Genomic DNA, 22,016 nt, shown 5'->3' on the forward strand with positions numbered 1-22,016 from the left:
GTGCATCCGATAATTAAAAGATAAAGTTTGATTTAGACTTCAGGCCTTCCATGGGAATGAATGCAGCGAACTGCACGGAGGATATGGACTTGATCAACTCCAGCAACTGCGGATGAGCGTACTGATCTTTCATAGCTGCCAAAATTATAAAATCGAAGTGAGGAAATTCAGGGATTAGGAAATACTTTCCCGTATCGCCATCCGAGGGGCGGTTTTTGAACAGTTTCAAACGATTGATCTGGGTTTCAAAGGCATAAAAAGAAAAGCTCCGTTCGTCGTTATTTTTGAAGCCAACGGCTAAATCGGGCTGTTTTATGAGTTGTATGTGCAGGGCCTGGTTGATCTCCCAGGCCAACTTGTAGCCTTTGGCAGCCGTGGTCAATCCCAGCAGATCGAAGTCATATTCATAGTCGATGACCAGCTTGCTTTTTTTCATTTTTTATACTATTGGTACTGTTTTTTACCCCCCAGGAGCGAGTTCAAAAAAGTTTGACAATATTGACGCAAATCTCTTTCTTTGCACAGATTTTTAAATCATAAACCTTAAAAACATGTCTGAAATTGCACAAAAAGTAAAACAGATCATCATCGAAAAACTTGGTGTTGAGGAATCTGAAGTTACTCCTGAGGCCAGCTTCACCAATGATCTGGGTGCTGACTCCCTCGATACTGTAGAGCTTATCATGGAGTTCGAAAAGGAATTCAACATCTCTATTCCAGACGATCAGGCTGAAAATATTTCCACTGTAGGCCAGGCCATTTCTTACCTGGAGCAAAACGTGAAGAAATAATTGACAACAGTCTTTCTACAACCACACCCCAATCAGCATGATATTAAAGCGAGTAGTCGTTACAGGACTTGGTGCACTCACACCCATCGGCAATACTCTTCCCGAGTTCTGGGATGGACTAAAGAATGGTAAAAGCGGAGCTGCCCCGATTACGCGCTTTGATGCTAGTCTCTTTAAAACAAAGTTTGCCTGCGAAGTAAAGAACTTCGACGTCACAAACTTTATAGACCGGAAGGAGGCCCGCAAGATGGACCCCTTTACGCAATATGCTATGGTGGCGGTAGATGAGGCTATAAAAGATGCCAACCTCCCGCTGGCTGAGCTCAATCCGAATCGCATTGGGGTGATTTGGGGCTCAGGTATCGGGGGGTTACTTACTTTTCAGGAGGAAGTAAAGGTATATGCGAAGGGCGACGGTACGCCGCGCTTCAATCCTTTCTTCATTCCAAAAATGATCCCCGACTTGAGCGCGGGTCATATTTCTATTAAATACGGCTTCCGTGGCCCTAACTATGTCACGGTATCCGCATGCGCCTCTTCCACGAACGCCCTGTACGATGCCTTCACCTTCCTGCGTTTAGGCAAGGCTGACATCATTGTATCGGGTGGCTCGGAAGCGGCCGTATGCGAGGCCGGCGTCGGTGGGTTTAACGCGCTGAAGGCCCTTTCAGAGCGCAACGACTCGGCCGAAACGGCCTCACGCCCCTACGACAAAAACCGCGATGGCTTTGTACTGGGCGAAGGCGCCGGTGCGCTGATCCTGGAAGAATACGAGCATGCCAAAAAACGCGGTGCTAAGATTTATGCCGAAGTGATCGGCGGGGGCATGTCGTCAGACGCCTACCACATTACTGCGCCACACCCCGATGGGGCCGGCATCATCCAGGTAATGCTCAACGCGCTGGAAGACGCCGAGATTACTGCCGATCAGATCGACTATGTCAATACCCACGGTACATCGACCCCCCTGGGCGATATTGGCGAGATTCGCGCCATCCAGAAAGTATTCGGCGAGCACGCATACAATGTGAACATCAGCTCGACAAAGTCCATGACCGGCCACTTGCTCGGCGCCGCCGGTGCGATCGAGAGCATTGCTTGTATCATGGCGATTAACCATTCTGTCATTCCGCCGACAATCAACCACTTTGAGGACGATCCGGAGCTTGATCCCAAGCTCAACATGACCTTCAACAAAGCACAAGAACGCCCTGTGAATATTGCCTTGAGCAATACCTTCGGTTTCGGAGGCCACAATTTCTCGGTGCTTTTCAAGAAGATCTGATCACTGGAAATTCCCGGCAGTATATCCTGAGTTTTTCTGCTCGTTACACGTGCAGCTGGTATTGGCATGGCTTTTTACCAACAGCATACTACCTGCCGGTGTAGCGTCGGTCATCGGTCTATTCATACGCCTGGCGAGTATACAACCACACGGACTTCGGCGGTAGCATTGACCATCGTGCATATTCTTACTACATTAGCATCCGGACAAAAATGAACTGACATAAACCTTGGTCTGGAAAATCCTTAAGCTTCCGAAAGGAAAAACGACGAGCGACAAGAAGTTAGTCAGCGCAATACAAAACATTGCGGGCTTTACTCCTTCCAATCTTGAACTTTATCGTCTCGCAACGGTTCACAGCTCTATTGCGAAAGAAAATGGACAAGGTTATAAAGAATCGAACGAGCGTCTCGAGTATCTCGGCGACGCGATTCTTGGCGCTGCCGTAGCCGATTTCCTCTTCAAAAAATTTCCCTTCCGCTCGGAGGGCTTCCTGACGGAAATCCGCTCGCGCATTGTAAACCGCGAGACACTCAATCTGCTCGCCCGCAAGATCGGCGTGGGCAACATCGTACAGTACGACCAAAAGAACGCGCACCTGCAACAGGTCATCCTGGGCAACACGCTCGAAGCGATTGTCGGCGCCATCTACCTCGACAAAGGCTACCTGCGCACCAAGAAGTTTGTGATCGACAAGCTCATCGGACCCAACTACGACCTGGAGGAGCTCGTGAACTCGAACTCAAACTTCAAGAGCAAGATTATCGAGTGGGCGCAACGCGAGGGCAAGGACGTACGGTTCGAGATCCTCAATGTGAAGAAGGGTAAAAACCACAAAGAATTTACCGCGCAGGTGATTGTCGACAACGAGCCTCAGGGTACGGGCTACGGCAACAGCAAGAAGAAGGCCGAGCAGGATGCTGCCTTTAAAACGTGTGAAATGCTGGACTTGCTCACACCCTGATCGCCGCTTCCGACGATTCCCTCCTTTCCGCGAACTTGACCGGTAATTTAATTGTCTGTAGAATGCAGCGCAGTTCACACAAACGCGTTTGATCTTACCGTCATGAAAATAGCCGGCGCTACCGTAAACCAGGTCCCGATGGACTGGGACAACAACACCCGGAACATTATCGATGCCATCGAAGAAGCCCGCCACCAGCAGGTCGCAATACTCTGCCTGCCTGAATTAAGTGTTACCGGCTATGGGTGTGAAGACCTTTTTCTCAGCGATTGGCTGGCGGAGAAAGCTTGGGAAGAAGTGCTGCGGATACGCGCGTACTGTACACATATTACGGTTAGTGTAGGCTTGCCTGTACGTATCGCTGGCATCACTTACAATGGTGCCTGCGTTATCAGCGACGGTAAAATTCTCGGGATCACGTTCAAGCAAAACCTGGCGCGCGACGGCGTACACTACGAGCCACGTTGGTTTGATGCCTGGCCGGCACATAAAGTTGTCACGCTGGAACGAGGTGATGAATCTATTCCGGCGGGCGACCTGATCTACGATGTAGCCGGTATCAAGATGGGTTTCGAGATCTGTGAAGATGGGTGGCGCAAGGATCTTCGGCCTGGCTACCGGCTGCGCGACCGTGGCGTGGACCTGATCTTAAATCCCAGTGCCAGTCACTTCGCCATGGGCAAAAGCATGTTGCGCGAACGCGATGTAGTACAAGAGGGCTCATCGTTGTTTGCCTGCGCTTATCTCTTTACCAACCTGCTGGGCAACGAAGCCGGCCGTATGATCTACGACGGCGACATCATCGTGGCACAACACGGCCGCCTGCTTGCCGTCAATAAACGATTTTCCTTTCAACGCTTTAACATCCTGGTCTGCGATGTAAACTTCCGTCAGCCGGGGGCGAGCGAAGTTATACCTTCCGCCGACACCAAAGACCGGAACGAAGAGCTGGCCCGCGCCGTAGCATTGGCGCTCTTCGACTATGCGCGCAAAAGCCGCGCAAAAGGTTTTGTTCTGTCGCTTAGCGGTGGTGCCGACTCTTCTGCCTGTGCCGTCTTTGTAGCGGAAATGGTAAAGCGCGGCCGCGCTGAATTGGGCCCGGATACTTTTGCGCAACTACTGGGTTTGCGCGAGGTTGATGCGTCCTGGCAACAAACGGTGGGGCGCCTGCTCACCTGTGCCTACCAGGGCACACGTAACTCTTCCACGAATACGTTCGAGGCGGCGCGCCTGCTGGCCGAATCGTTGGGTGCTGTATTTCACTCCTGGACCATCGACGATACGGTTGTGGCCTATACGCAGAAGATCGAGGCGGCGATTGGCCGCACGCTCACCTGGGAGCAAGACGATATTACATTACAAAACGTGCAGGCGCGCGCGCGTTCACCCATTATCTGGATGCTGGCCAATATACACCGCGCCGTGCTGTTGACGACCTCCAATCGCAGCGAGGGCGACGTGGGGTATGCCACCATGGATGGTGACACCAGCGGCAGCCTGGCGCCTATTGCGGGGCTCAGCAAGGTGTTTGTGTTACAATGGCTGCGGTGGGCGCAAGATACGTTAGGACACGACGGCCTGCGGCCGGTTAACAACCTGCAGCCTACGGCCGAGCTACGCCCTCCGGAACGCTACCAAACCGACGAGGCCGACCTCATGCCCTATTCCGTACTGGCGGAAATCGAGCGCTGGGCGATTCAGGAGCGGAAGTCGCCGGTAGAGGTGTATCATCGCTTGCAACACACCGGCGAACCGGCGCAGGTAAAAGCCTGGATCACCAAGTTCTTTCGCCTGTGGTCGATCAACCAATGGAAGCGCGAGCGCATCGCCCCGGCTTTCCATCTCGACGAGATCAATGTAGACCCGCGCACCTGGTGCCGGTTCCCTATCTTATCATCGGGATTTGCCCGCGAATTGCAAGAACTGGAACACGCATAAAAACTGCGCACCACCTCTGGCAACCTCTGGTCTGTAGACAATTAACACTATATTTGCCCTCATGGCTACACTGAGTTACATTATCTGGAACGGTAATCCCGAGATCTTTTCGGTCGGTTCATTTGCACTTCGTTGGTATGGATTATTCTTCGCGCTGGGCTTTTTGATCAGCCAGCAGATCCTGTATTATATGTTCCGCAAGGAAGGCAAACCGGAGAAGGATGTCGACACGCTGACCATTTACATGATCGTTGCCACGATTCTCGGCGCCCGCCTGGGCCACGTGCTGTTTTATCAGCCGGAGATCATCTGGCAGGAGCCGCTTAGCATCTTCCTGCCCTTTGAGTTCAGCCCATTCAAATTTACCGGTCTGCAAGGCCTTGCCAGCCACGGCGGTGCCATCGGTATTCTGTTTGCCCTGTGGCTCTACAGCCGCAAGCGCAAGCCAGGGCAGAACTATTTTCAAATACTCGACCGCATTGTGATCCTGGTGGCGTTAACTGGTGCGTTGATCCGCCTGGGAAACTTCTTCAACTCCGAAATTATCGGTACCCCTACCGACAAGCCCTGGGGCATTGTATTTACCGGGCGCCTGACCGAGTCGTTGAAGGACGACCGGATTGATCCCGACCACATCGTTAAAGACATGGTGTATGTGCAGAACGACTCGCTGCCCGCCGGCGAGAACGGCCGCAAGCCTATCACAATTTACATTTTCTTCAAGCCGCAAGCGACTGAAGCCCAGGCGGCGGGACTGATAAACGACCGTGTCGTACCCCTGCTTAGCGGCCGATTGTACGAATACTTTGACGAAACACCCCAATTGCGACTGGACTATAAGATCGCCAGGCCCGACGCCGAGGGCTTTGTGGCCAAGATTAACACCGTGGGCATCGCGCGTCACCCGGGGCAGCTCTATGAAGCCATTTCATGTGTGATCCTGTTCCTCGTGCTGTTCGCCATCTGGAACCGCCACCGTCAGCATCTGGTCACGGGCCGCATCTTTGGGATCTTCCTGGTGTGGTGTTTCGGTATGCGGATCGTAATCGAGTTCCTGAAAGAAAATCAGGAGGCATTCGAGGATAGATTGCCCATTAACATGGGGCAAATTCTGAGTATTCCGCTGGTCGTTGCCGGAATTATCATTCTGGTCTACACCAGTCGAAAAAAGGAATCGAAAAACACCTGATATTTAGAAAAGTAGCGTTAAACTTGTCGTACGGGCAGGTGTCTTTGCGCTACGAAATGTTAGCATTTATCTTCGGTTTGTTTAGTCTTTTCCTGCAGGGAAAAGACCGTCAGGATGCGGTTGCTTTACCGGCAGCGGATTCCGTGATTCGTCCTGTCCGCACCCGGCAGTTGCCGGACAGCGCAGGCCGTTTCCTCCGGATCAATCGCATCTTTATTGTCGGCAACCGTATTACGCGCGATCCCATCGTACTGCGCGAACTGTCGCTTAAACCTGGCGACTATGTCTTCAGCCAGGAATTGCCCAGCATGCTGGAGCTCGACAAAAAGAAGCTCATCAACACCCGGCTGTTCAATACCGTCGAGATTCGTGCGCTGGAGTATGATCCTAACCACGTCGACCTGCTTGTGGATGTGAACGAGCGATGGTATACATTTCCCTCTCCGATCTTCGAACTGGCCGACCGCAACTTTAACGAGTGGTGGCAGAACTATAATCACGACTTCAGCCGTGTGAACTATGGTTTACGGTTGTATCAATACAACATGCGGGGCCGCAACGAAACGCTACGCTTTACTACGCAGCTCGGCTTTACGCGCCGGTTCAATCTCTCGTACCGCATTCCCTACATCGACCGCAAGCAGCGGCAGGGACTCATGATCGACCTGGACTTTGCGCAAGCCAAGAACCTGGCATATCAGACACTGCGCCACAAGATGGTCTTTCTCGAATCCGAACGTGTCTTGCGCACGGTGCGTAGTGGTGGACTGACCTATACCTATCGTCCCTCCTTTTACCAGTCGCATGGCTTCTCTGTATCGTATAAAAGCGTCAGCATAAACGACACTATTATGAGCCTGAACCCAAACTACCTGGGGGAAGGAAATCGCATGCAGCAGTATGGCACGATCACATATCAATTCACCACCGATCACCGCGACTATGTTGGTTATCCGCTGCGCGGCTATTACCTGAACGTAGCGGCCACGCAGAACGGCATTATGAAGAACGACGACATCGATAAGTTTGAAGCGAGCTTAACGGCGACGGGCTTTTTTGATATGGGTAAGAATTACTTCTTATCAAACAACATCGTGGGCTTTTGGAGCCGGCCCGACGATCTGCCTTACTACAACTACAGCGCGTTGGGATATCAAAAGCAAGTGATTCGCGGCTATGAAATATATGTGATCGAAGGGCCTCGCTTTTTGCTCAACAAAACTACCTTCAAAAAGCGTCTGTTCGCACGCACCTATCATATGAAGGCAGTACCTATTCCGCAATTCCGGCACATACCGTTGGCAATATATCTCAAGGCATATGGCGACGTGGGCTATGTGCACAATTACAACAACTATACGCTCAGCAATCAACTCACCGGCAGGCTGCTGTCGGGTGGCGGCATGGGTATCGACATTGTGGGCTCGTACGATACGGTGTTTCGTTTTGAATACACCTATAATGCCGAGGGGGTCAGTGGTTTGTTCTTCAACCTGAAGAAAGAATTCTAGCGTTTGCGGCGGTTTCTCTACGTGCCGTGAAATCCTATCTTTGCGCCCAACTCATTAACCCGAAAAACCCATCATGAAAAACATTGCAGTTATCGGTTCCGGCACTATGGGCAATGGCATTGCACATGCCTTTGCACAGCATGGTTACCACGTTACACTTATCGACATTGCTGCCGAGGCGTTGAAGAAAGCACTTGCTACGGTCGAAAAGAACCTGGGGCGCCAGGTCGAGAAAGGCACGATTGCCGAGGCAACAAAAGTGGAAGCGCTCGCACGCATCACAACGTCGACCGACATCGCTGCCGGGGTGCAACGTGCAGACCTTGTTGTCGAAGCTGCTACCGAAAATATCGACCTCAAACTGAAGATCTTTCAAGACCTGGATGCGGCTGCTCCGGCACACACCATCCTCGCTACCAATACATCGTCCATTTCGATCACACGCATCGCGGCGGCCACCCGGCGGCCTGAGAAAGTGATCGGCATGCACTTTATGAATCCGGTACCCGTGATGAAGCTCGTTGAAGTAATTCGCGGCTACAGTACCGGTGATGAGACAACACGTACCATCATGGAGCTGTCGGGCAAACTCGAAAAGACACCCGTAGAAGTAAACGACTACCCCGGCTTTGTTGCCAACCGGATCTTAATGCCTATGATCAACGAGGCGATCGCATCGCTGTATGAAGGTGTCGCGGGCGTGGAGGAGATTGACACGGTAATGCGGCTCGGCATGGCGCATCCGATGGGGCCGCTGCAACTGGCGGATTTTATCGGGCTGGATGTGTGCTTATCCATTCTCCGGGTGCTGCACGACGGTTTTGGCAACCCGCGGTATGCTCCTTGCCCCCTGCTGATCAACATGGTCCAGGCTGGGCATAAAGGGGTAAAATCGGGGCAGGGCTTTTATATGTATACGACTGGAAATAAAGAACTTAAACCTTCGACGCGGTTCCAAAAGGTCTGAAGGGGCCTAAAAGTGAAAGGCCAGCGATGTAACCGTCGCTGGCCTTTATTTACACTGCTCACCTGTCCCTTTTTGAGACAGGACACCGTGAAACGCTATGGCAAAAAGCTTATCACTGTGTGGAGAGGATTTAAAGTAAGGTCAAAGCCGCGACTTTTCCTAAGGTTTTTTTTGAACTTTGATAGGGCCAATAAATTTCGATTTTTAGGCCGTTTTTTGAACATGTAAAATGCAAAACCAAACTTTAAATATTTGATTATAAGTACGTTACATCTTATCAACAATCGATCCACATTTAATCCACAAGGGCGGAAATCCTGTTGAAAAATCATGAAGGAAGACAATTATAAGCACCAGGGATTGCGCAATAAGCTGGTAAAAAAACTGGCAGAAAAGGGCATTAAAGACGACCGTGTTCTGTCCGCTATTGGGAAGGTGCCGCGACATTTCTTCTTTGAAAGCGCGTTGCTGGACCATGCCTACCAGGACAAAGCGTTTCCGATCGGCGAAGGTCAGACGATCTCCCAGCCGTACACGGTTGCCTTTCAATCGGAAAAGCTCGAGATCAAACCAGGCGACAAAGTGCTGGAAATCGGTACCGGCTCGGGTTATCAGGCCTGTATTCTGCTGGAGCTCGGTGCTAAGGTTTATACGATCGAGTACAACCGGGTGCTTTTTGAGCGCACGCGCGACTTTTTACCAAGCATTGGCTATAAGCCCCACTTCTTTCATGGTGATGGTTCAAAGGGTTTACCGGTAAAAGCTCCTTTCGATAAGATCATTGTTACAGCCGGCGCGCCGATCGTGCCGGACGCCCTAACCAGCCAGCTGAAGGAAGGCGGCATCCTTGTAATACCGGTTGGCGATCGTACACGGCAGCTTATGCTACGCATTTGCAAGAAGGACGGCAAGCTCATACGCGAAGAGTTCGACAACTTTGCATTTGTACCACTGTTGGGTGCGCAGGGCTGGGGAAAATAGATTTCCCAGCCTCAGAATCTTTTTTGGGGAAACACTAAACATTTCTATTCTTTCATATTTAAGACTGAGATTTTTTTTGTTGTTTATGGAAGAAAACAAATAGTTGTCTAAACCATATGAAAAACGACTTCAACAAACCTAGCAAAGGTACTTCCAGGGGTGCGGCTATCTTCCAGAAAATGCTGGAAGATAAAAACGCCATTCGGGCACACATTCAAAACGGCGGCCGGATTTCTGACCTGAAAGATCGTTACACCTTTGTTAAGCCCCTATCTATTACTGGAGCGTGATGATATGAGAGAGTATACCGGTAATGAAAGCCGGGAGCACATCTTATTGGCCTACGAGGACTTGAACAGAAGCGTAGAAAAGTAATCCGGACTCTCATGCCTTGTTTTTGATAGTATAATGGTTATATTCGGTACCCCAAATGAAAAGACCGATAGCCGCTATATTGCTCCTGCTCTTCCTGTTTAATGCCCTGGGCTATTATGGTCTCTATCCTTTGCTGCGGCTGCACACTACGCATGTATTAAATCAGCGCGTGGATGCCGGCGCGTATGACAGCCGCGAAACGGTTGTCCTTAAGCTCCCACTTTCCCTGCCCTACCTGCTGGCGGGACAGGGTGAAGACCATCGCTTACGCGGTTCGCTGCGGTACGAGGGGCAATTATATACCCTGGTGAGCCAGCACATCGAAGCCGATACGCTTTATGTTGTCTGTCTCCCCAATCGTGCGGAGCATCGCGCCGCTTCCCTCCTCGCCCGTTTTGCCGATCCTACGCATACACTGGCAGCACCGCTGAAAGCTCCGAAGCTATCAGACAACCTGGCCCATGACTATACACTTGCGCCCATTCTGACTTTAACCCTCGGGCACGCACTACAAATACATCGTTACGCTATAGCCTATACCACACGCTGGTGCCCGCCGGCGCAACGTGTCATAACCCCTCCGCCCGAACGGGCCTGATCTACCTGCTATACTTCTTTATTCTGCGGCAGCAGCCTGTGTAGGCTTTGTTGCCGGATGACCTGTTATCCTTACAGTAACTTAACACGCCTAATGAAAACCTTTATCCCTGCGCTGTGCCGTGTGGCCACGCTGCTTATACTACTCGTTACGGCTTGCCAGCACAAGCCGACCTGCCACGAAGAAATGCTGGCCATCCTCAAAAAAAAGCGGACTGAGCAGTTCGGTGCGCGTAACCAATATATACCCGAAGCGAAGCTGGAGTTCATGGACTCGCTGTTGGCACTACCGCACAGCACACCGGCACAGATCGCCTACTGCCAATACCTGAAGGCCAACATCCTGCTGGAGATCGGCGAGGAAGAAAAAGCCGTAGCATTATTCGAGCCGCTGCTCAAGGATGCCAACCCTTACCAACAAGATAAAATACGTAAAGACCTGGCTCTTGCCTACCTGCGTCTGGGCGAGCGGTCTAACTGTATTGAAGGACATGCGGCAGCCTCGTGCGTGCTGCCGATCCGCGGACTGGGTGTACACCGCGACATCGCGGGTTCGCGCAAAGCCATTCCTTTGTATGAAGAAACGCTGCGGCAGCACCCGGAGGACCTGGAGTCGCGCTGGCTGCTGAACCTGGCCTATATGACATTGGGAGAATACCCCCAACGCGTGCCGCCTGAATTTTATATACCCGGCATGGAGGGCGACACCACGTACCGAATGAATGCGTTTGAGGATATTGCCGGCGACCTGAACCTGGCGACCCGGAACATGGCGGGAGGCGGCATTACAGAAGATTTTGACAACGACGGCTACCTGGATCTGATCACCTCAGGCTGGGGACTGGACGAAGAAATGCATTACTTTCACAACAATGCCGACGGCACGTTTGCGGACTGGTCGGACAAGGCCGGTTTGGAGGGCCTTACAGGCGGTTTAAACATGGTTCAGGCCGACTATAATAATGACGGCCTTCGCGACATACTTGTGCTTCGGGGGGCCTGGAAAGGCGAATACGGGCAAGAGCCCAATTCCCTGCTGAAAAACAACGGTGATGGTACCTTTTCGGACGTTACCACCCAGGCCGGTCTGCTCTCCTTTCATCCCACACAGACCGCTACCTGGAACGACTTTAACAATGATGGCTGGCTGGACCTCTTTATCGGCAATGAAACTGACCACCAGGGGTATAACGTTCAGCATCCCTGCGAGCTGTATATCAATAACCAGAATGGCACTTTTCGCGAGGTAGCTCACCTGGCGAAGGTGGACTATAGATTTTATGTCAAAGCCGTCGCTTCGGGTGATTTCGACAACGACGGTTTGATTGACTTGTTCTTCTCGAGCATGGATGGCGTACGCAAGCTGCTGCGCAATACGGGCGTGCAAGGCAAAGAGGTGATGTTTGAAGACGTTTCGGCAAAGGCTGGGTTTGACCGTGAGCACGGAAAGACTTTCCCAACATGGTTCTTCGATTACGACAACGACGGCTGGCTGGACGTGTTTGTCTGTGATTATACCTTCTCGCAGTCGCTTGCATATTATACCGCGGCTGAGAAGCTGGGCATTCCCGCCGGCAGCCCTGAAAAGATGCTGCTGTATCACAACAACCACGACGGAACCTTTACCAATGTGGCTCCTGCCATGGGCCTAACCACCAACGTATTTGCCATGGGCTCCAACTTCGGCGACATCGACAACGACGGTTACCTGGACATGTACCTGGGCTCGGGTAATCCTAATTACCAATCACTCGTGCCGAACAAAATGTTTAAAAACCTGGGCGGGAAAAAATTCGCGGATGTTACCGCGTCGGCCCGCGTGGGGCACTTGCAAAAGGGCCACGGCGTGTCGTTTGCCGACATGGACAACGACGGCGACCAGGATATTCACATCGAGATGGGCGGTGCGTTTATCGGCGATGCCTATCAGAATTCGTTCTTCCTGAATCCGGGACAGGGTAACAACCACTGGATCACGATTCTGCTTACCGGCACACAAGCCAACCGCGATGCGATCGGCTCCCGGCTCAAGATCACCTGTACGGAAAACGGCGTGCGTCGTACCATCTATCGTGACGTGAACAGCGGCGGCAGCTTTGGCGCATCGCCTTTACGCCGGGAGATCGGCGTGGGACAAGCGACTACCATCGACGAGCTCGAGATCACCTGGCGTGGCAGCGGCACCGTGCAAAAATTCACCAACCTGCGCGCCGACCAGTTTATCCGCATTACGGAAGGAAGCGATAAAGTTGAACCTGTAAACCTGAAAACCATTACATGGACCTTGCCCAACCGAATCTGCGAACCGCAATCATTGGCCTATAACCGCTAAGCACTCTACGCGGCACCCACAGGACCACCTGCTCTTCACAGGCAGGTGGTCCGGGCGGGGCATCGGTATTCCCAAATTAAAATTGTTTCTTTGTGGTTTCGTATTCTGAAAAAGCCACTATGGAACCCTTGCGTCGACTGCTCAAAGCAGAGTTTACCCGTTTCGTAATCGTCGGCGGTATCTCTGCCGTGCTTGAGTACTCTCTCTACTTTGCATTCAAAACCATTACCGACTATCGCGTGGCCAATGTGCTGGGCTTTATCCTGACCAATGTCGTGACGTACATCCTCACCAAGCGATACGTATTCACCTCTACCACACAGGCCAACAGGGTCTACGAAGCCACGCTGTTTGCCATTTGTCTGGCCGGCGCGTTGGCCGTGAACACGGCCGTGCTGTGGGCACTTGTCGAATTTGTGTCGATGGACGACAAGATCGCCAAGGCCCTCGCCATTGCTGTGGCCGTGGTCTGGAATTTCTTTACCCGCAAGTACATCGTCTTCCGCAACCGGGACGTGGCACAGCAAACCGGCAACTAGAGATTTCCCTGCAGATAAGTTTTAAGCGACGCGAAGTCCGATTTCATCGGCACACTACGTTTGGAACGCTGCAAGAACTTTTGCAATGCCGGTGGTATGGCGATAGGCTCTTCCAGTATTTCGTCGACCACTTCCTTAAACTTGGCCGGGTGTGCCGTCTCGAGAAAAATGCCCGTTACCTCGTCAGTCGTTTCGTCCAGGTAGTGCTGCAAACCCAGGTAGCCAATGGCGCCGTGTGGGTCCAGCACATAGTCTGATGATGCTTTTACCAGTCGCATCGCCGCGCGGGTCTCGTCGTCGGTAAAGGCGTAGCCTTTGATCAATGCCGATAGTGCTTTGTAGTCGTGCCCCAGGAGCTCCAATATACGCGGGAAGTTGCTCGGGTTGCCAACGTCCATGGCATTGCTAATGGTCTGTTGCGACGGACGTGGTGTAAACACTTGTGTTTTGAGATACGCCGGCACCACATCGTTTACGTTGGTAGTCGCGACGAAGGCGTGAATGGGCAGGCCCATCGCCCGCGCCAGTAAGCCACCCGTAATGTTGCCGAAGTTGCCGCTCGGTACCGAGAACACCACGGGCCGGCCGAGGTGTTGCACCCGTGCGTATGCATAGAAGTAATAAAACGACTGCGGTATGAGTCGTGCGATGTTGATCGAGTTGGCGGAGGTCAGGAAGTATTTTTTCTTCAGGTCCTCGTCGAGGAATGCTTGTTTTACCAGGCGCTGGCAATCATCAAAGGTGCCGTCTACTTCCAGGGCCGTAATGTTCTGGCCCAGGGTCGTGAACTGCTTTTCCTGAATGTCGCTTACTTTACCGGAAGGGTACAACACAATTACCCGTGTACCGGGCACGCCGAGAAAGCCGTTGGCCACCGCGCTGCCGGTATCGCCTGATGTAGCGACGAGTATAACAATTTCTTGTTTCTGACTGCGGGCAAAGTATCCCAGCAGCTGCGACATGAAGCGCGCACCAAAATCTTTAAAGGCCAATGTAGGGCCGTGGAAAAGCTCGAGAGCATAAAGGTGGTCATCCACCTCTACCACGGGTGCGTCAAACTGAATGGTGTGGTCTACGATGCGCCGCAGCTCGTCGGCGGGCACGTCGTCGCCCACCAGGTTTTGGGCCACGGCAAAGGCCATGTCGGCAAACGACATGGACGGAAGCCTGGCAAAGAAGTCGGGTGGTAACGTGGGGATCCGTTCGGGCATATAGAGACCGTTGTCGGGTGCCAGGCCCTGGATTACGGCGTCGCGCAGATCGACTTGTAGTGCTTTGTTATTCGTACTGTAGAATTTCATTGTCTGGTATGGCTTATAGGATTTTGGCCCCGGCGTTGTTGATCTCCGACACAAATACGTCACTCTTGAGTTTCAAGTCCGTGAATTGAGCCTGCATGGCCTCCCCCACCCGTTGTGCCGTGGCGGCGTCGGTCGACAATGCAAAGATGGTGGGTCCGGAGCCCGAGATACCACAGCCCAACGCACCGGCTTTTACAGCCTCTTCCTTGATGCGATCAAAGCCCGGTATCAACACGGAACGAATCGGTTCGGCCACCACATCTTTCAAGGATCGACCGATCAATCCAAAGTCCGGTTTCATCAGGCCTACCACCAGGCCGGCAATGTTTCCCCACTGTGTGATGGCATCCTTTATTGGTATCGTGGCCTTTAACACGCGGCGCGAATCTTCAGTCTTTAATTCGAGATGCGGGTGTACTAAGGTGCAGAATAAACCCGCCGGTGTGGGAATGCTCGTCACATCCAGTGGGTCATACCCGCGGATCAATACAAAGCCACCCAACAGCGAAGGTGCCACGTTGTCGGCATGGGCCGATCCACAGGCAATGCGCTCCGACTCCATGGCGAACGGCAGCAGCTCTTTACGCGAGAGCGGTTCGCCGTGCAGGTGGTTAATGGCCACGAGGGCAGCCACCGAGCTGGCTGCGCTGGACCCCATGCCACTGCCGAGTGCCAGGTGTTTATACAGGGTGATCTCTGCACCCTGCTCGCTTTTAATGGCTTTCAAAAATTCGATGACGGCAACACTGGATGTGTTGCGCGATGCGTCCCGCGGAAGGCGACCGTCGTCGCCAAAGATCTCGCGAATGACCACGCCCGGTTTGTCGGTCAGGGTCACTACTACCTCGTCGGCGGGCGAGGCTACAGCAAAGCCGAATATATCGAAGCCGCACGAAACGTTTGCTACCGTTGCAGGGGCCGATGCTCTTACAGATTTCATGAATGCGATGTTTATTGTTATACGCTATCGTTCGTTATTATCGTTAGCGGGCATAGTGGCCGATGCGGATCACGTCGGCAAATACACCGGCGGCCGTTACCGCGGCACCGGCACCCGGGCCACGAATTACCATGGGACGCTCGTGGTAACGTTCTGTTGTCAACAAGATAATGTTGTCGCTACCCGATAACGAGTAGAACGGATGCGTGTCGTTTACCGTACCCAGTGATACCGCCACTTTGCCGTCTTTCAACACGGCCATGTAGCGCAGCTTCTCCCGGCGGCCGGTGGCATCGGCCAACAGTTTCTCAAATGCGCTGTCATGTTTCTCCAGTGCGGTAAAGAATGCGTCCACGGAAGTCTGCTCGCGGCAGTCACCTGGTACCAGGTTCTCCACGGTAATGTCGCTCAGCTCGTACGGCAGGCCCGCCTCGCGGGAGAGGATCAGAATCTTGCGCGCTACATCCATGCCGCTGAGGTCGTCACGCGGATCAGGCTCGGTATATCCTTTCGCTTTGGCTTCTTTCACCACTTCGCTAAATTTCTTGCCGGCGGAATAAGAGCTGAAGATAAAGTTCAGCGTACCACTCAGCACCCCTTCGATGCTGATGACCTTGTCACCGCTCAGGAGCAAGTCATTCAGCGTATTGATCACCGGCAGACCGGCCCCTACGTTGGTTTCATACAGGAACTTCACACCGCGGCGGAAGGCGGTACGTTTCAGTGACTGGTATTTTTCGAGCGAACCTGAGTTGGCTTTCTTATTCGGTGTTACGACTGAGATGCTGGCCGACAGGATCGCTTCGTAGAACGATGTCACCTCTTCACTGGAGGTACAATCTACAAAAATGCTGTTGGGCAGGTTGAGCGATACCATCTGCTCTACAAACTTCTCCATGTGCATGGTTTCACCCTTCGCCTCGTTCTCGTCCAGACAAGTAGCCGGGGGCAACCCCGCTTCCTGGAAAAGCATCTTGCGGCTGTTCGCAACGGCTATAATGTTTATTTCCAGTAGATTCTCTTTTGCCAGTTTGTCAAATTGCTCCTGCACCATGTTGATCAGGGCTTTGCCGATCAGGCCCGTGCCCACGAGGAATACGTTAAGCAGCTTGCGATCCGACAGGAAGAATGCTTCGTGCAATGCGTTCAGCGCTTTCGCGACGTCGGCTTGCCGCACGACGGCGGAGATATTGCGCTCCGAAGAGCCTTGCGCGATGGCCATGACGTTCACACCATTTTTACCGAGCGCGCTAAACATGCGCCCGCTGGTACCGGGACTTTGTTTCATATTGTCGCCGACGACCGCGATGATCGAGAGGTCTGTCTCCACGTGTACTTCGTCGATTTCTTCGTTGCGTATTTCGTATTGAAATTCCTTTTCGATAGCCGATTTGGCCTGACGGGTATACAGGCTTTCGATCGCGAGGCAGATGGAGTGCTCGGACGACGCCTGGCTGATCAGGATCACGTTGACCCGCTCGCGCGCCAGTGTAGCAAACAATCGCGCCGACGCGCCCACCACGCCCAGTAAACCACTCCCCTGAACGCTGAGCAGGCTGATGGCATTCATGGACGATATACCTTTGATCACTTTCCCATTCTTCGACTCGGAATGGATAACAGTACCCTGGAATGTCGGGTTGAATGTGTTCTTGATCCAGATGGGAATGCGGTTGACCATGGCCGGCTGCATAGTCGCCGGAAAGATCACTTTTGCGCCAAAGTGCGACAATTCCATCGCTTCTTCATAGCTCATCTGCGGCACCGTGAATGCCTTCTTCACGAGACGTGGGTCAGCCGTCATCATGCCGTCTACGTCCGTCCAGATCTCGAGGTCTGATGCTTGCAAGGCACCGGCAAAGATGGCGGCGGTATAATCCGAGCCGCTGCGGCCGAGTGTTGTCGTTTCGCCCGTTTCGCTGGTGCCGATAAATCCGGTGATGATCTGCAGCGCCTGCTGGCGGCTGAAGTGCTCGCGTATCTGTGTGTTGGTTGTGTCGAAGTCTACTTTGGCGTAACCAAAGTTAGCGTCGGTACGCACAACGCGGCGCGTGTCGAGAAACTCCGCCGCGACACCACTGTCTTTGAACGCTTCGGCAATGATATAGGCCGACAGGCGCTCGCCAAAGCTCATGATATAGTCGAGGGTGCGGGGGGTGCGTTCTTTCACGAGGTATACGCCGTGCAGCACGTCCTCCAGCTCGTTAATGGTAAACTTAACTTGTGCCAGGATGCTGCTTTGTTTTTGCACGCCTACCAGTGCGCGTACGGCATCGAGGTGGCGGCGCTCAATTTCAGCAAGGGTGGCTTTATATTCCAGGTTGCCTTCGAGGGCCAACCGGCTGATTTGGATCAATACGTCGGTAACACCGCCAAAGGCGGAAAATACGACAGCAACGTCTTCGCGCAGGTACGGCTTGACGATCTCGATGACCGACTGTATCCGCGCAGGGGTGGCAACCGATGAGCCACCGAACTTCAATATTTTCATGACAAAGTGTTTTCTGGTTGTTGAGGTGATTGTTTTTCCGATTACGCGTAGCACTTCCTGGAGGTGGACGTAATCCTAATGGGGGCGGAGGTATACATGCATACGGGTTACCCCGTAATGATGGTAATGGTAATAATAGTGGTAATAATCGTTGTCACAACGGTAGCCATGGCGATAGAAGCTTCTGTGAAAAAGCTTCCAGGGGAAAGTATATATTGTTTCGCCGGTGTCATTTGATATCCCGAAATAATGAAACCCTTGCCTTGTTTCCTACAGAAAATTGATGATTTTTGCACGAACTAACGGTTATTAGCGCATTGCAATCGTATGCAACGAGTCTGATAAAAATATTACCTGAAAAAGTACGGGTATCATTTCCTTAAAAAACATCACACGATACTACAACCACCGGAGCCTGCCCGGCGCCGGCAGCGATCTTTTCACCATGAGCGAAACACGAAAAAGTAAATTTCCGCGCGAGTCTTTTGTAAGCATGACAGAGCTTGTTCTTCCGAACGACACCAACACCTTCAACAACCTGATGGGGGGACGGCTCATGCATTGGATGGACATCGTTTCGGCCATCGCTGCACAGAAGCATTCCAACCGCCATGTGGTCACGGCATCGGTCGACAACATCTCGTTCAAGCATCCCATTCGCCTGGGCAACGTGGTGACGCTGCGCGCACGCGTGACACGCGCATTCCAATCGTCGATGGAAGTGCGCATCGATGTCGATGCCGAAGATATACCGGCCGCGCACAAGTTTGAAAGTAATGCTGCCTATTTTACCTTTGTCGCGCTCGACAAGGATGGCAAGCCCACCGACGTACCCGCGGTTGTAACCGAAACGCCGGAAGAAGCCGAATACTACGAAGGAGCGCTGCGCCGCCGCCAGCTGCGTCTCATCCTGGCGGGAAGAATGAAACCTTCTGAAGCCGCCGAGCTACGATCTATCTTCGACATCAAAGAATCCTAAGAACGCATGAGCCAGGCAGCCTCCATCGAAACATATCTCTACCAGGAAGACCTCTATAGCCTCCCACCGCGTGTGCTGGTCATCGTGTCAGACCCGTGGGAGAAACTGACAGAGGCTGAGCAAACGACGCTGACGAAGATGATCACAGCCCTGCGGCTTAACATCGCCACGGTACAGATCATTACGCGCACGGCCTTTACGATGGCAGACCTGGCCGCCTATGCGCCCACGAAGGTGATTGCACTGGGCGCTACGTTGCAAGGCTCCAACCGCCTGTACGAGAGTTTTACGCAAGACGGTCTGCCGGTCGTGGTGGCCGATGCCCTGCCGCGCCTGGACGACCTCAAGAAGAAAAACCTCTGGCTCGCCCTGCGACAGATGTTCGGCGTCTGACCGCACAACACGTCCTCCTCCGGATATTTCCGGAGTGTGTTAAATGGCACATCTTCCCCCCTTCCCGTTTCGGGAACAACCGATTGTATTGATCATTTGGCAGATTCGGGCTGATTCCTATCTTTGCCATCCTTAGTATAAAGCCATCTGGTGTGCCGGGTGGCTTTTATGTATCAATCAGATTTTTAACACCAATATGAACAGTATTTTACTTCTCATCCCGCTGCTGGGAATTGTCGGCCTGATCGTAATGGCCATTAAATCCGCCTGGGTAACCAAACAAGACGCCGGCGATGCAAAAATGCAGGAGCTTGCCGGATACATCGCACAAGGCGCCATGGCGTTCCTCCGCGCCGAGTGGAAGGTGTTGGCTTACTTCGCGGTAATCGCCGCCCTGCTGCTGGCCTGGTCCGGTACGCTGGTGCCCGACTCCAGCCCGCTCATTGCCGTCTCCTTTCTGATCGGTGCCTTCCTCTCAGCCTTCGCGGGCTACATCGGCATGAAGATCGCCACCAAAGCCAACGTACGCACGACACAAGCCGCGCGTACCAGCCTGGCCCAAGCCTTGAAGGTGTCGTTCACAGGCGGCTCTGTCATGGGTATTGGTGTGGCCGGTCTCGCCATTCTCGGCCTGGGAGGTCTGTTCATCGTATTGTATAACATGTACGTGCCCGAAGGCGCCGCCATCACAGGCCCCGGAATGAAGAAGGCTATCGAAGTGCTCGCGGGTTTCTCGCTGGGTGCCGAGTCGATCGCGCTCTTCGCCCGTGTGGGTGGTGGTATCTATACTAAGGCTGCCGACGTAGGCGCCGACCTCGTGGGTAAAGTAGAAGCCGGCATTCCCGAAGACGACGTGCGCAACCCTGCGACGATTGCCGACAACGTCGGTGATAACGTAGGCGACGTAGCGGGTATGGGCGCCGATCTTTTCGGTTCGTATGTTGCCACGATCCTCGCCACCATGGTGCTGGGTCAGGAGATCGATGCCTCGGCGGATAAGTTCGGCGGCCTCTCTCCCATCCTGCTGCCGATGCTGATCGCCGGTCTGGGCCTGATCTTCTCAATCGTGGCCACCTGGTTCGTGCGCATCAAGAAAGAGACCGACAGCGTACAGAATGCGCTGAACATTGGCAACTGGTCATCCATCATCATGACCGCCATTGCGTCGTTCTTTGCCGTGAAGCACCTGCTGCCGGCAACAATGGTTCACCGCGGTGTGACGTTCACCTCCACCGATGTGTTCATTGCTATTATCATTGGTCTTGTCGTGGGCACGCTGATGAGCGTGATCACCGAGTATTATACCGCCATGGGCAAGCGCCCGGTATTATCGATCATCAAACAATCGGGTACTGGACACGCCACTAACATCATCGGTGGTTTGGCGGTTGGCATGGAATCCACCGTGCTGCCCATCTTTGTACTGGCCGGCGGTATCATGGGCTCATATGCTTTTGCCGGTCTCTACGGCGTGGCCATTGCCGCCGCGGGTATGATGGCCACTACCGCCATGCAGCTCGCGATCGATGCCTTTGGCCCGATTGCTGATAACGCGGGGGGTATCGCTGAAATGAGCCAGCTGCCCGAAGAAGTACGTCACCGTACGGACAACCTCGACGCGGTAGGAAACACGACCGCCGCCACGGGCAAAGGCTTTGCCATTGCTTCTGCTGCTCTTACCTCGCTGGCGCTCTTTGCTGCTTTCGTGGGAATCTCAGGCATTTCTTCCATCGACATCTACAAAGCGCCGGTGCTGGCGGGCCTGTTTGTGGGCGGTATGATTCCGTTCATCTTTTCGTCGCTGGCTATCGCGGCCGTGGGCCGTGCTGCTATGGACATGGTGAACGAGGTGCGCCGTCAGTTCCGCGAGATTCCGGGCATCATGGAATACAAAGCCAAGCCTGAATACGAAAAATGCGTGGCCATTTCGACGGCTGCGTCGATCCGCGAAATGATCGCCCCCGGTGCCATCGCGCTGCTAGCCCCCGTGATCGTAGGTTTCACCTTTGGCCCGGAAGTGTTGGGCGGCCTGCTGGCCGGTGTGACCGTGTCCGGTGTACTGATGGGTATGTTCCAGTCTAACGCAGGCGGCGCGTGGGACAATGCCAAGAAGTCGTTCGAGAAAGGCGTGGAGATCAACGGCCAGATGTATTACAAAAAATCGGAGCCGCATAAAGCGTCTGTAACAGGCGACACGGTGGGCGACCCCTTCAAAGACACGTCAGGTCCGTCGATGAACATTCTGATCAAGCTGACGTCGATCGTGGCGCTGATCATCGCCCCGCACATTGCACACAAAGATCATTCGGCAGCGGCCCTGGCCACCCCGGCAAAGGCTAACACCGAAGTGGTTTCCGCCATCGTAGCGCCCGAAAAAAGCGCTCAGTAACGGCAAAAAACGCCATCAAATTTAGGGGAAGCCTCGGGAATGCCGGGGCTTTTT

Annotated in this window: 20 protein-coding genes; 15 read left to right on the forward strand and 5 right to left on the reverse strand. The window is 53.2% G+C overall.

Features of this window, described 5'->3' with window-relative positions:
- Nucleotides 1-13: 13 nt before the first annotated feature.
- Nucleotides 14-436 (reverse strand): IPExxxVDY family protein, encoded by a 423-nt coding sequence (locus tag K7P01_RS02285; protein WP_267289397.1) that lies wholly within the window; start codon nucleotides 434-436, stop codon nucleotides 14-16.
- A gap of 115 nt (nucleotides 437-551) precedes the next feature.
- Here K7P01_RS02285 and K7P01_RS02290 point away from each other — a divergent pair, with 115 nt between their 5' ends.
- Both K7P01_RS02290 and fabF read left to right on the forward strand, forming a co-directional pair.
- Nucleotides 552-791: an acyl carrier protein gene (locus K7P01_RS02290; RefSeq protein ID WP_025537672.1), complete on the forward strand. Its 240-nt coding sequence runs from the start codon at nucleotides 552-554 to the stop codon at nucleotides 789-791.
- A 37-nt stretch (nucleotides 792-828) separates the two neighbouring features.
- Nucleotides 829-2,076 carry a beta-ketoacyl-ACP synthase II gene (gene fabF, locus K7P01_RS02295; protein WP_267289403.1) on the forward strand — a complete coding sequence of 416 codons (1,248 nt, stop codon included), beginning with the start codon at nucleotides 829-831 and terminating at the stop codon, nucleotides 2,074-2,076.
- Here the strand turns inward: fabF and K7P01_RS02300 are convergent, their stop codons facing one another.
- Nucleotides 2,077-2,202, reverse strand: coding sequence for a hypothetical protein (locus K7P01_RS02300; protein WP_267289405.1), 126 nt, complete (start codon nucleotides 2,200-2,202; stop codon nucleotides 2,077-2,079).
- A gap of 103 nt (nucleotides 2,203-2,305) precedes the next feature.
- Here K7P01_RS02300 and rnc point away from each other — a divergent pair, with 103 nt between their 5' ends.
- The 10 genes from rnc (at nucleotide 2,306) to K7P01_RS02350 (ending at nucleotide 13,469) form a co-directional block, all read left to right on the forward strand.
- Entirely contained in the window at nucleotides 2,306-3,040 is a 735-nt protein-coding gene (gene rnc, locus K7P01_RS02305) for a ribonuclease III (protein ID WP_267289407.1), read from the forward strand.
- Between the two features lie 102 nt (nucleotides 3,041-3,142).
- On the forward strand, nucleotides 3,143-4,978 hold the full coding sequence (gene nadE, locus K7P01_RS02310) for an NAD(+) synthase (RefSeq protein WP_267289409.1): 1,836 nt from the start codon (nucleotides 3,143-3,145) through the stop codon (nucleotides 4,976-4,978).
- A 61-nt stretch (nucleotides 4,979-5,039) separates the two neighbouring features.
- A complete protein-coding gene (locus K7P01_RS02315) occupies nucleotides 5,040-6,167 on the forward strand; it encodes a prolipoprotein diacylglyceryl transferase (protein WP_267289411.1) in 1,128 nt (375 codons plus the stop codon).
- A 56-nt stretch (nucleotides 6,168-6,223) separates the two neighbouring features.
- The gene (locus tag K7P01_RS02320; protein WP_267289413.1) at nucleotides 6,224-7,678 is read left to right on the forward strand and encodes a POTRA domain-containing protein; all 1,455 of its coding nucleotides are present in this window, start codon (nucleotides 6,224-6,226) and stop codon (nucleotides 7,676-7,678) included.
- Nucleotides 7,679-7,751: 73 nt separating this feature from the next.
- Nucleotides 7,752-8,645, forward strand: coding sequence for a 3-hydroxybutyryl-CoA dehydrogenase (locus K7P01_RS02325; RefSeq protein ID WP_267289415.1), 894 nt, complete (start codon nucleotides 7,752-7,754; stop codon nucleotides 8,643-8,645).
- 330 nt (nucleotides 8,646-8,975) lie between these two features.
- On the forward strand, nucleotides 8,976-9,626 hold the full coding sequence (locus K7P01_RS02330) for a protein-L-isoaspartate(D-aspartate) O-methyltransferase (RefSeq protein WP_267289417.1): 651 nt from the start codon (nucleotides 8,976-8,978) through the stop codon (nucleotides 9,624-9,626).
- A 116-nt stretch (nucleotides 9,627-9,742) separates the two neighbouring features.
- On the forward strand, nucleotides 9,743-9,916 hold the full coding sequence (locus K7P01_RS02335; RefSeq protein WP_254084919.1) for a hypothetical protein: 174 nt from the start codon (nucleotides 9,743-9,745) through the stop codon (nucleotides 9,914-9,916).
- 140 nt (nucleotides 9,917-10,056) lie between these two features.
- Nucleotides 10,057-10,599: a hypothetical protein gene (locus K7P01_RS02340; protein WP_267289420.1), complete on the forward strand. Its 543-nt coding sequence runs from the start codon at nucleotides 10,057-10,059 to the stop codon at nucleotides 10,597-10,599.
- Nucleotides 10,600-10,692: 93 nt separating this feature from the next.
- Nucleotides 10,693-12,930: a CRTAC1 family protein gene (locus tag K7P01_RS02345; protein ID WP_267289422.1), complete on the forward strand. Its 2,238-nt coding sequence runs from the start codon at nucleotides 10,693-10,695 to the stop codon at nucleotides 12,928-12,930.
- A 119-nt stretch (nucleotides 12,931-13,049) separates the two neighbouring features.
- Nucleotides 13,050-13,469 carry a GtrA family protein gene (locus tag K7P01_RS02350; protein WP_267289424.1) on the forward strand — a complete coding sequence of 140 codons (420 nt, stop codon included), beginning with the start codon at nucleotides 13,050-13,052 and terminating at the stop codon, nucleotides 13,467-13,469.
- Here the strand turns inward: K7P01_RS02350 and thrC are convergent.
- From thrC to thrA, 3 genes are read right to left on the reverse strand one after another with little or no spacing between them, the layout of a single operon-like run.
- Entirely contained in the window at nucleotides 13,466-14,770 is a 1,305-nt protein-coding gene (thrC, locus tag K7P01_RS02355; protein ID WP_267289426.1) for a threonine synthase, read from the reverse strand. The two genes, K7P01_RS02350 and thrC, sit on opposite strands and share 4 nt — an antisense overlap.
- A 13-nt stretch (nucleotides 14,771-14,783) precedes the next feature.
- Nucleotides 14,784-15,710, reverse strand: coding sequence for a homoserine kinase (locus K7P01_RS02360; protein WP_267289428.1), 927 nt, complete (start codon nucleotides 15,708-15,710; stop codon nucleotides 14,784-14,786).
- Between the two features lie 43 nt (nucleotides 15,711-15,753).
- Nucleotides 15,754-18,201, reverse strand: a complete 2,448-nt coding sequence (gene thrA, locus K7P01_RS02365; protein ID WP_267289430.1) for a bifunctional aspartate kinase/homoserine dehydrogenase I — start codon at nucleotides 18,199-18,201, stop codon at nucleotides 15,754-15,756.
- Between the two features lie 445 nt (nucleotides 18,202-18,646).
- On the opposite strand from thrA, the gene K7P01_RS02370 reads away from it, so the two are divergent.
- From K7P01_RS02370 to K7P01_RS02380, 3 genes are all read left to right on the forward strand, one after another.
- Nucleotides 18,647-19,180 (forward strand): acyl-CoA thioesterase, encoded by a 534-nt coding sequence (locus K7P01_RS02370; protein WP_267289432.1) that lies wholly within the window; start codon nucleotides 18,647-18,649, stop codon nucleotides 19,178-19,180.
- A gap of 6 nt (nucleotides 19,181-19,186) precedes the next feature.
- Entirely contained in the window at nucleotides 19,187-19,573 is a 387-nt protein-coding gene (locus K7P01_RS02375; protein WP_267289434.1) for a hypothetical protein, read from the forward strand.
- A 196-nt stretch (nucleotides 19,574-19,769) separates the two neighbouring features.
- Nucleotides 19,770-21,962: a sodium-translocating pyrophosphatase gene (locus K7P01_RS02380; protein ID WP_267289436.1), complete on the forward strand. Its 2,193-nt coding sequence runs from the start codon at nucleotides 19,770-19,772 to the stop codon at nucleotides 21,960-21,962.
- Nucleotides 21,963-22,016: the final 54 nt, after the last annotated feature.

It is taken from the genome of Parachryseolinea silvisoli (assembly GCF_021190955.1).
GTDB classification, from domain to species: domain Bacteria; phylum Bacteroidota; class Bacteroidia; order Cytophagales; family Cyclobacteriaceae; genus Ohtaekwangia; species Ohtaekwangia silvisoli.

Coding starts and splice junctions, on each gene's coding strand:
- K7P01_RS02285 (WP_267289397.1), bottom strand. CDS start 436: ATGAAAAAAAGCAAGCTGGTCATCGACTATGAATATGACTTCGATCTG.
- K7P01_RS02290 (WP_025537672.1), top strand. CDS start 552: ATGTCTGAAATTGCACAAAAAGTAAAACAGATCATCATCGAAAAACTT.
- fabF (WP_267289403.1), top strand. CDS start 829: ATGATATTAAAGCGAGTAGTCGTTACAGGACTTGGTGCACTCACACCC.
- K7P01_RS02300 (WP_267289405.1), bottom strand. CDS start 2,202: ATGAATAGACCGATGACCGACGCTACACCGGCAGGTAGTATGCTGTTG.
- nadE (WP_267289409.1), top strand. CDS start 3,143: ATGAAAATAGCCGGCGCTACCGTAAACCAGGTCCCGATGGACTGGGAC.
- K7P01_RS02315 (WP_267289411.1), top strand. CDS start 5,040: ATGGCTACACTGAGTTACATTATCTGGAACGGTAATCCCGAGATCTTT.
- K7P01_RS02320 (WP_267289413.1), top strand. CDS start 6,224: ATGTTAGCATTTATCTTCGGTTTGTTTAGTCTTTTCCTGCAGGGAAAA.
- K7P01_RS02325 (WP_267289415.1), top strand. CDS start 7,752: ATGAAAAACATTGCAGTTATCGGTTCCGGCACTATGGGCAATGGCATT.
- K7P01_RS02330 (WP_267289417.1), top strand. CDS start 8,976: ATGAAGGAAGACAATTATAAGCACCAGGGATTGCGCAATAAGCTGGTA.
- K7P01_RS02335 (WP_254084919.1), top strand. CDS start 9,743: ATGAAAAACGACTTCAACAAACCTAGCAAAGGTACTTCCAGGGGTGCG.
- K7P01_RS02340 (WP_267289420.1), top strand. CDS start 10,057: ATGAAAAGACCGATAGCCGCTATATTGCTCCTGCTCTTCCTGTTTAAT.
- K7P01_RS02345 (WP_267289422.1), top strand. CDS start 10,693: ATGAAAACCTTTATCCCTGCGCTGTGCCGTGTGGCCACGCTGCTTATA.
- K7P01_RS02350 (WP_267289424.1), top strand. CDS start 13,050: ATGGAACCCTTGCGTCGACTGCTCAAAGCAGAGTTTACCCGTTTCGTA.
- thrC (WP_267289426.1), bottom strand. CDS start 14,770: ATGAAATTCTACAGTACGAATAACAAAGCACTACAAGTCGATCTGCGC.
- K7P01_RS02360 (WP_267289428.1), bottom strand. CDS start 15,710: ATGAAATCTGTAAGAGCATCGGCCCCTGCAACGGTAGCAAACGTTTCG.
- thrA (WP_267289430.1), bottom strand. CDS start 18,201: ATGAAAATATTGAAGTTCGGTGGCTCATCGGTTGCCACCCCTGCGCGG.
- K7P01_RS02370 (WP_267289432.1), top strand. CDS start 18,647: ATGAGCGAAACACGAAAAAGTAAATTTCCGCGCGAGTCTTTTGTAAGC.
- K7P01_RS02375 (WP_267289434.1), top strand. CDS start 19,187: ATGAGCCAGGCAGCCTCCATCGAAACATATCTCTACCAGGAAGACCTC.
- K7P01_RS02380 (WP_267289436.1), top strand. CDS start 19,770: ATGAACAGTATTTTACTTCTCATCCCGCTGCTGGGAATTGTCGGCCTG.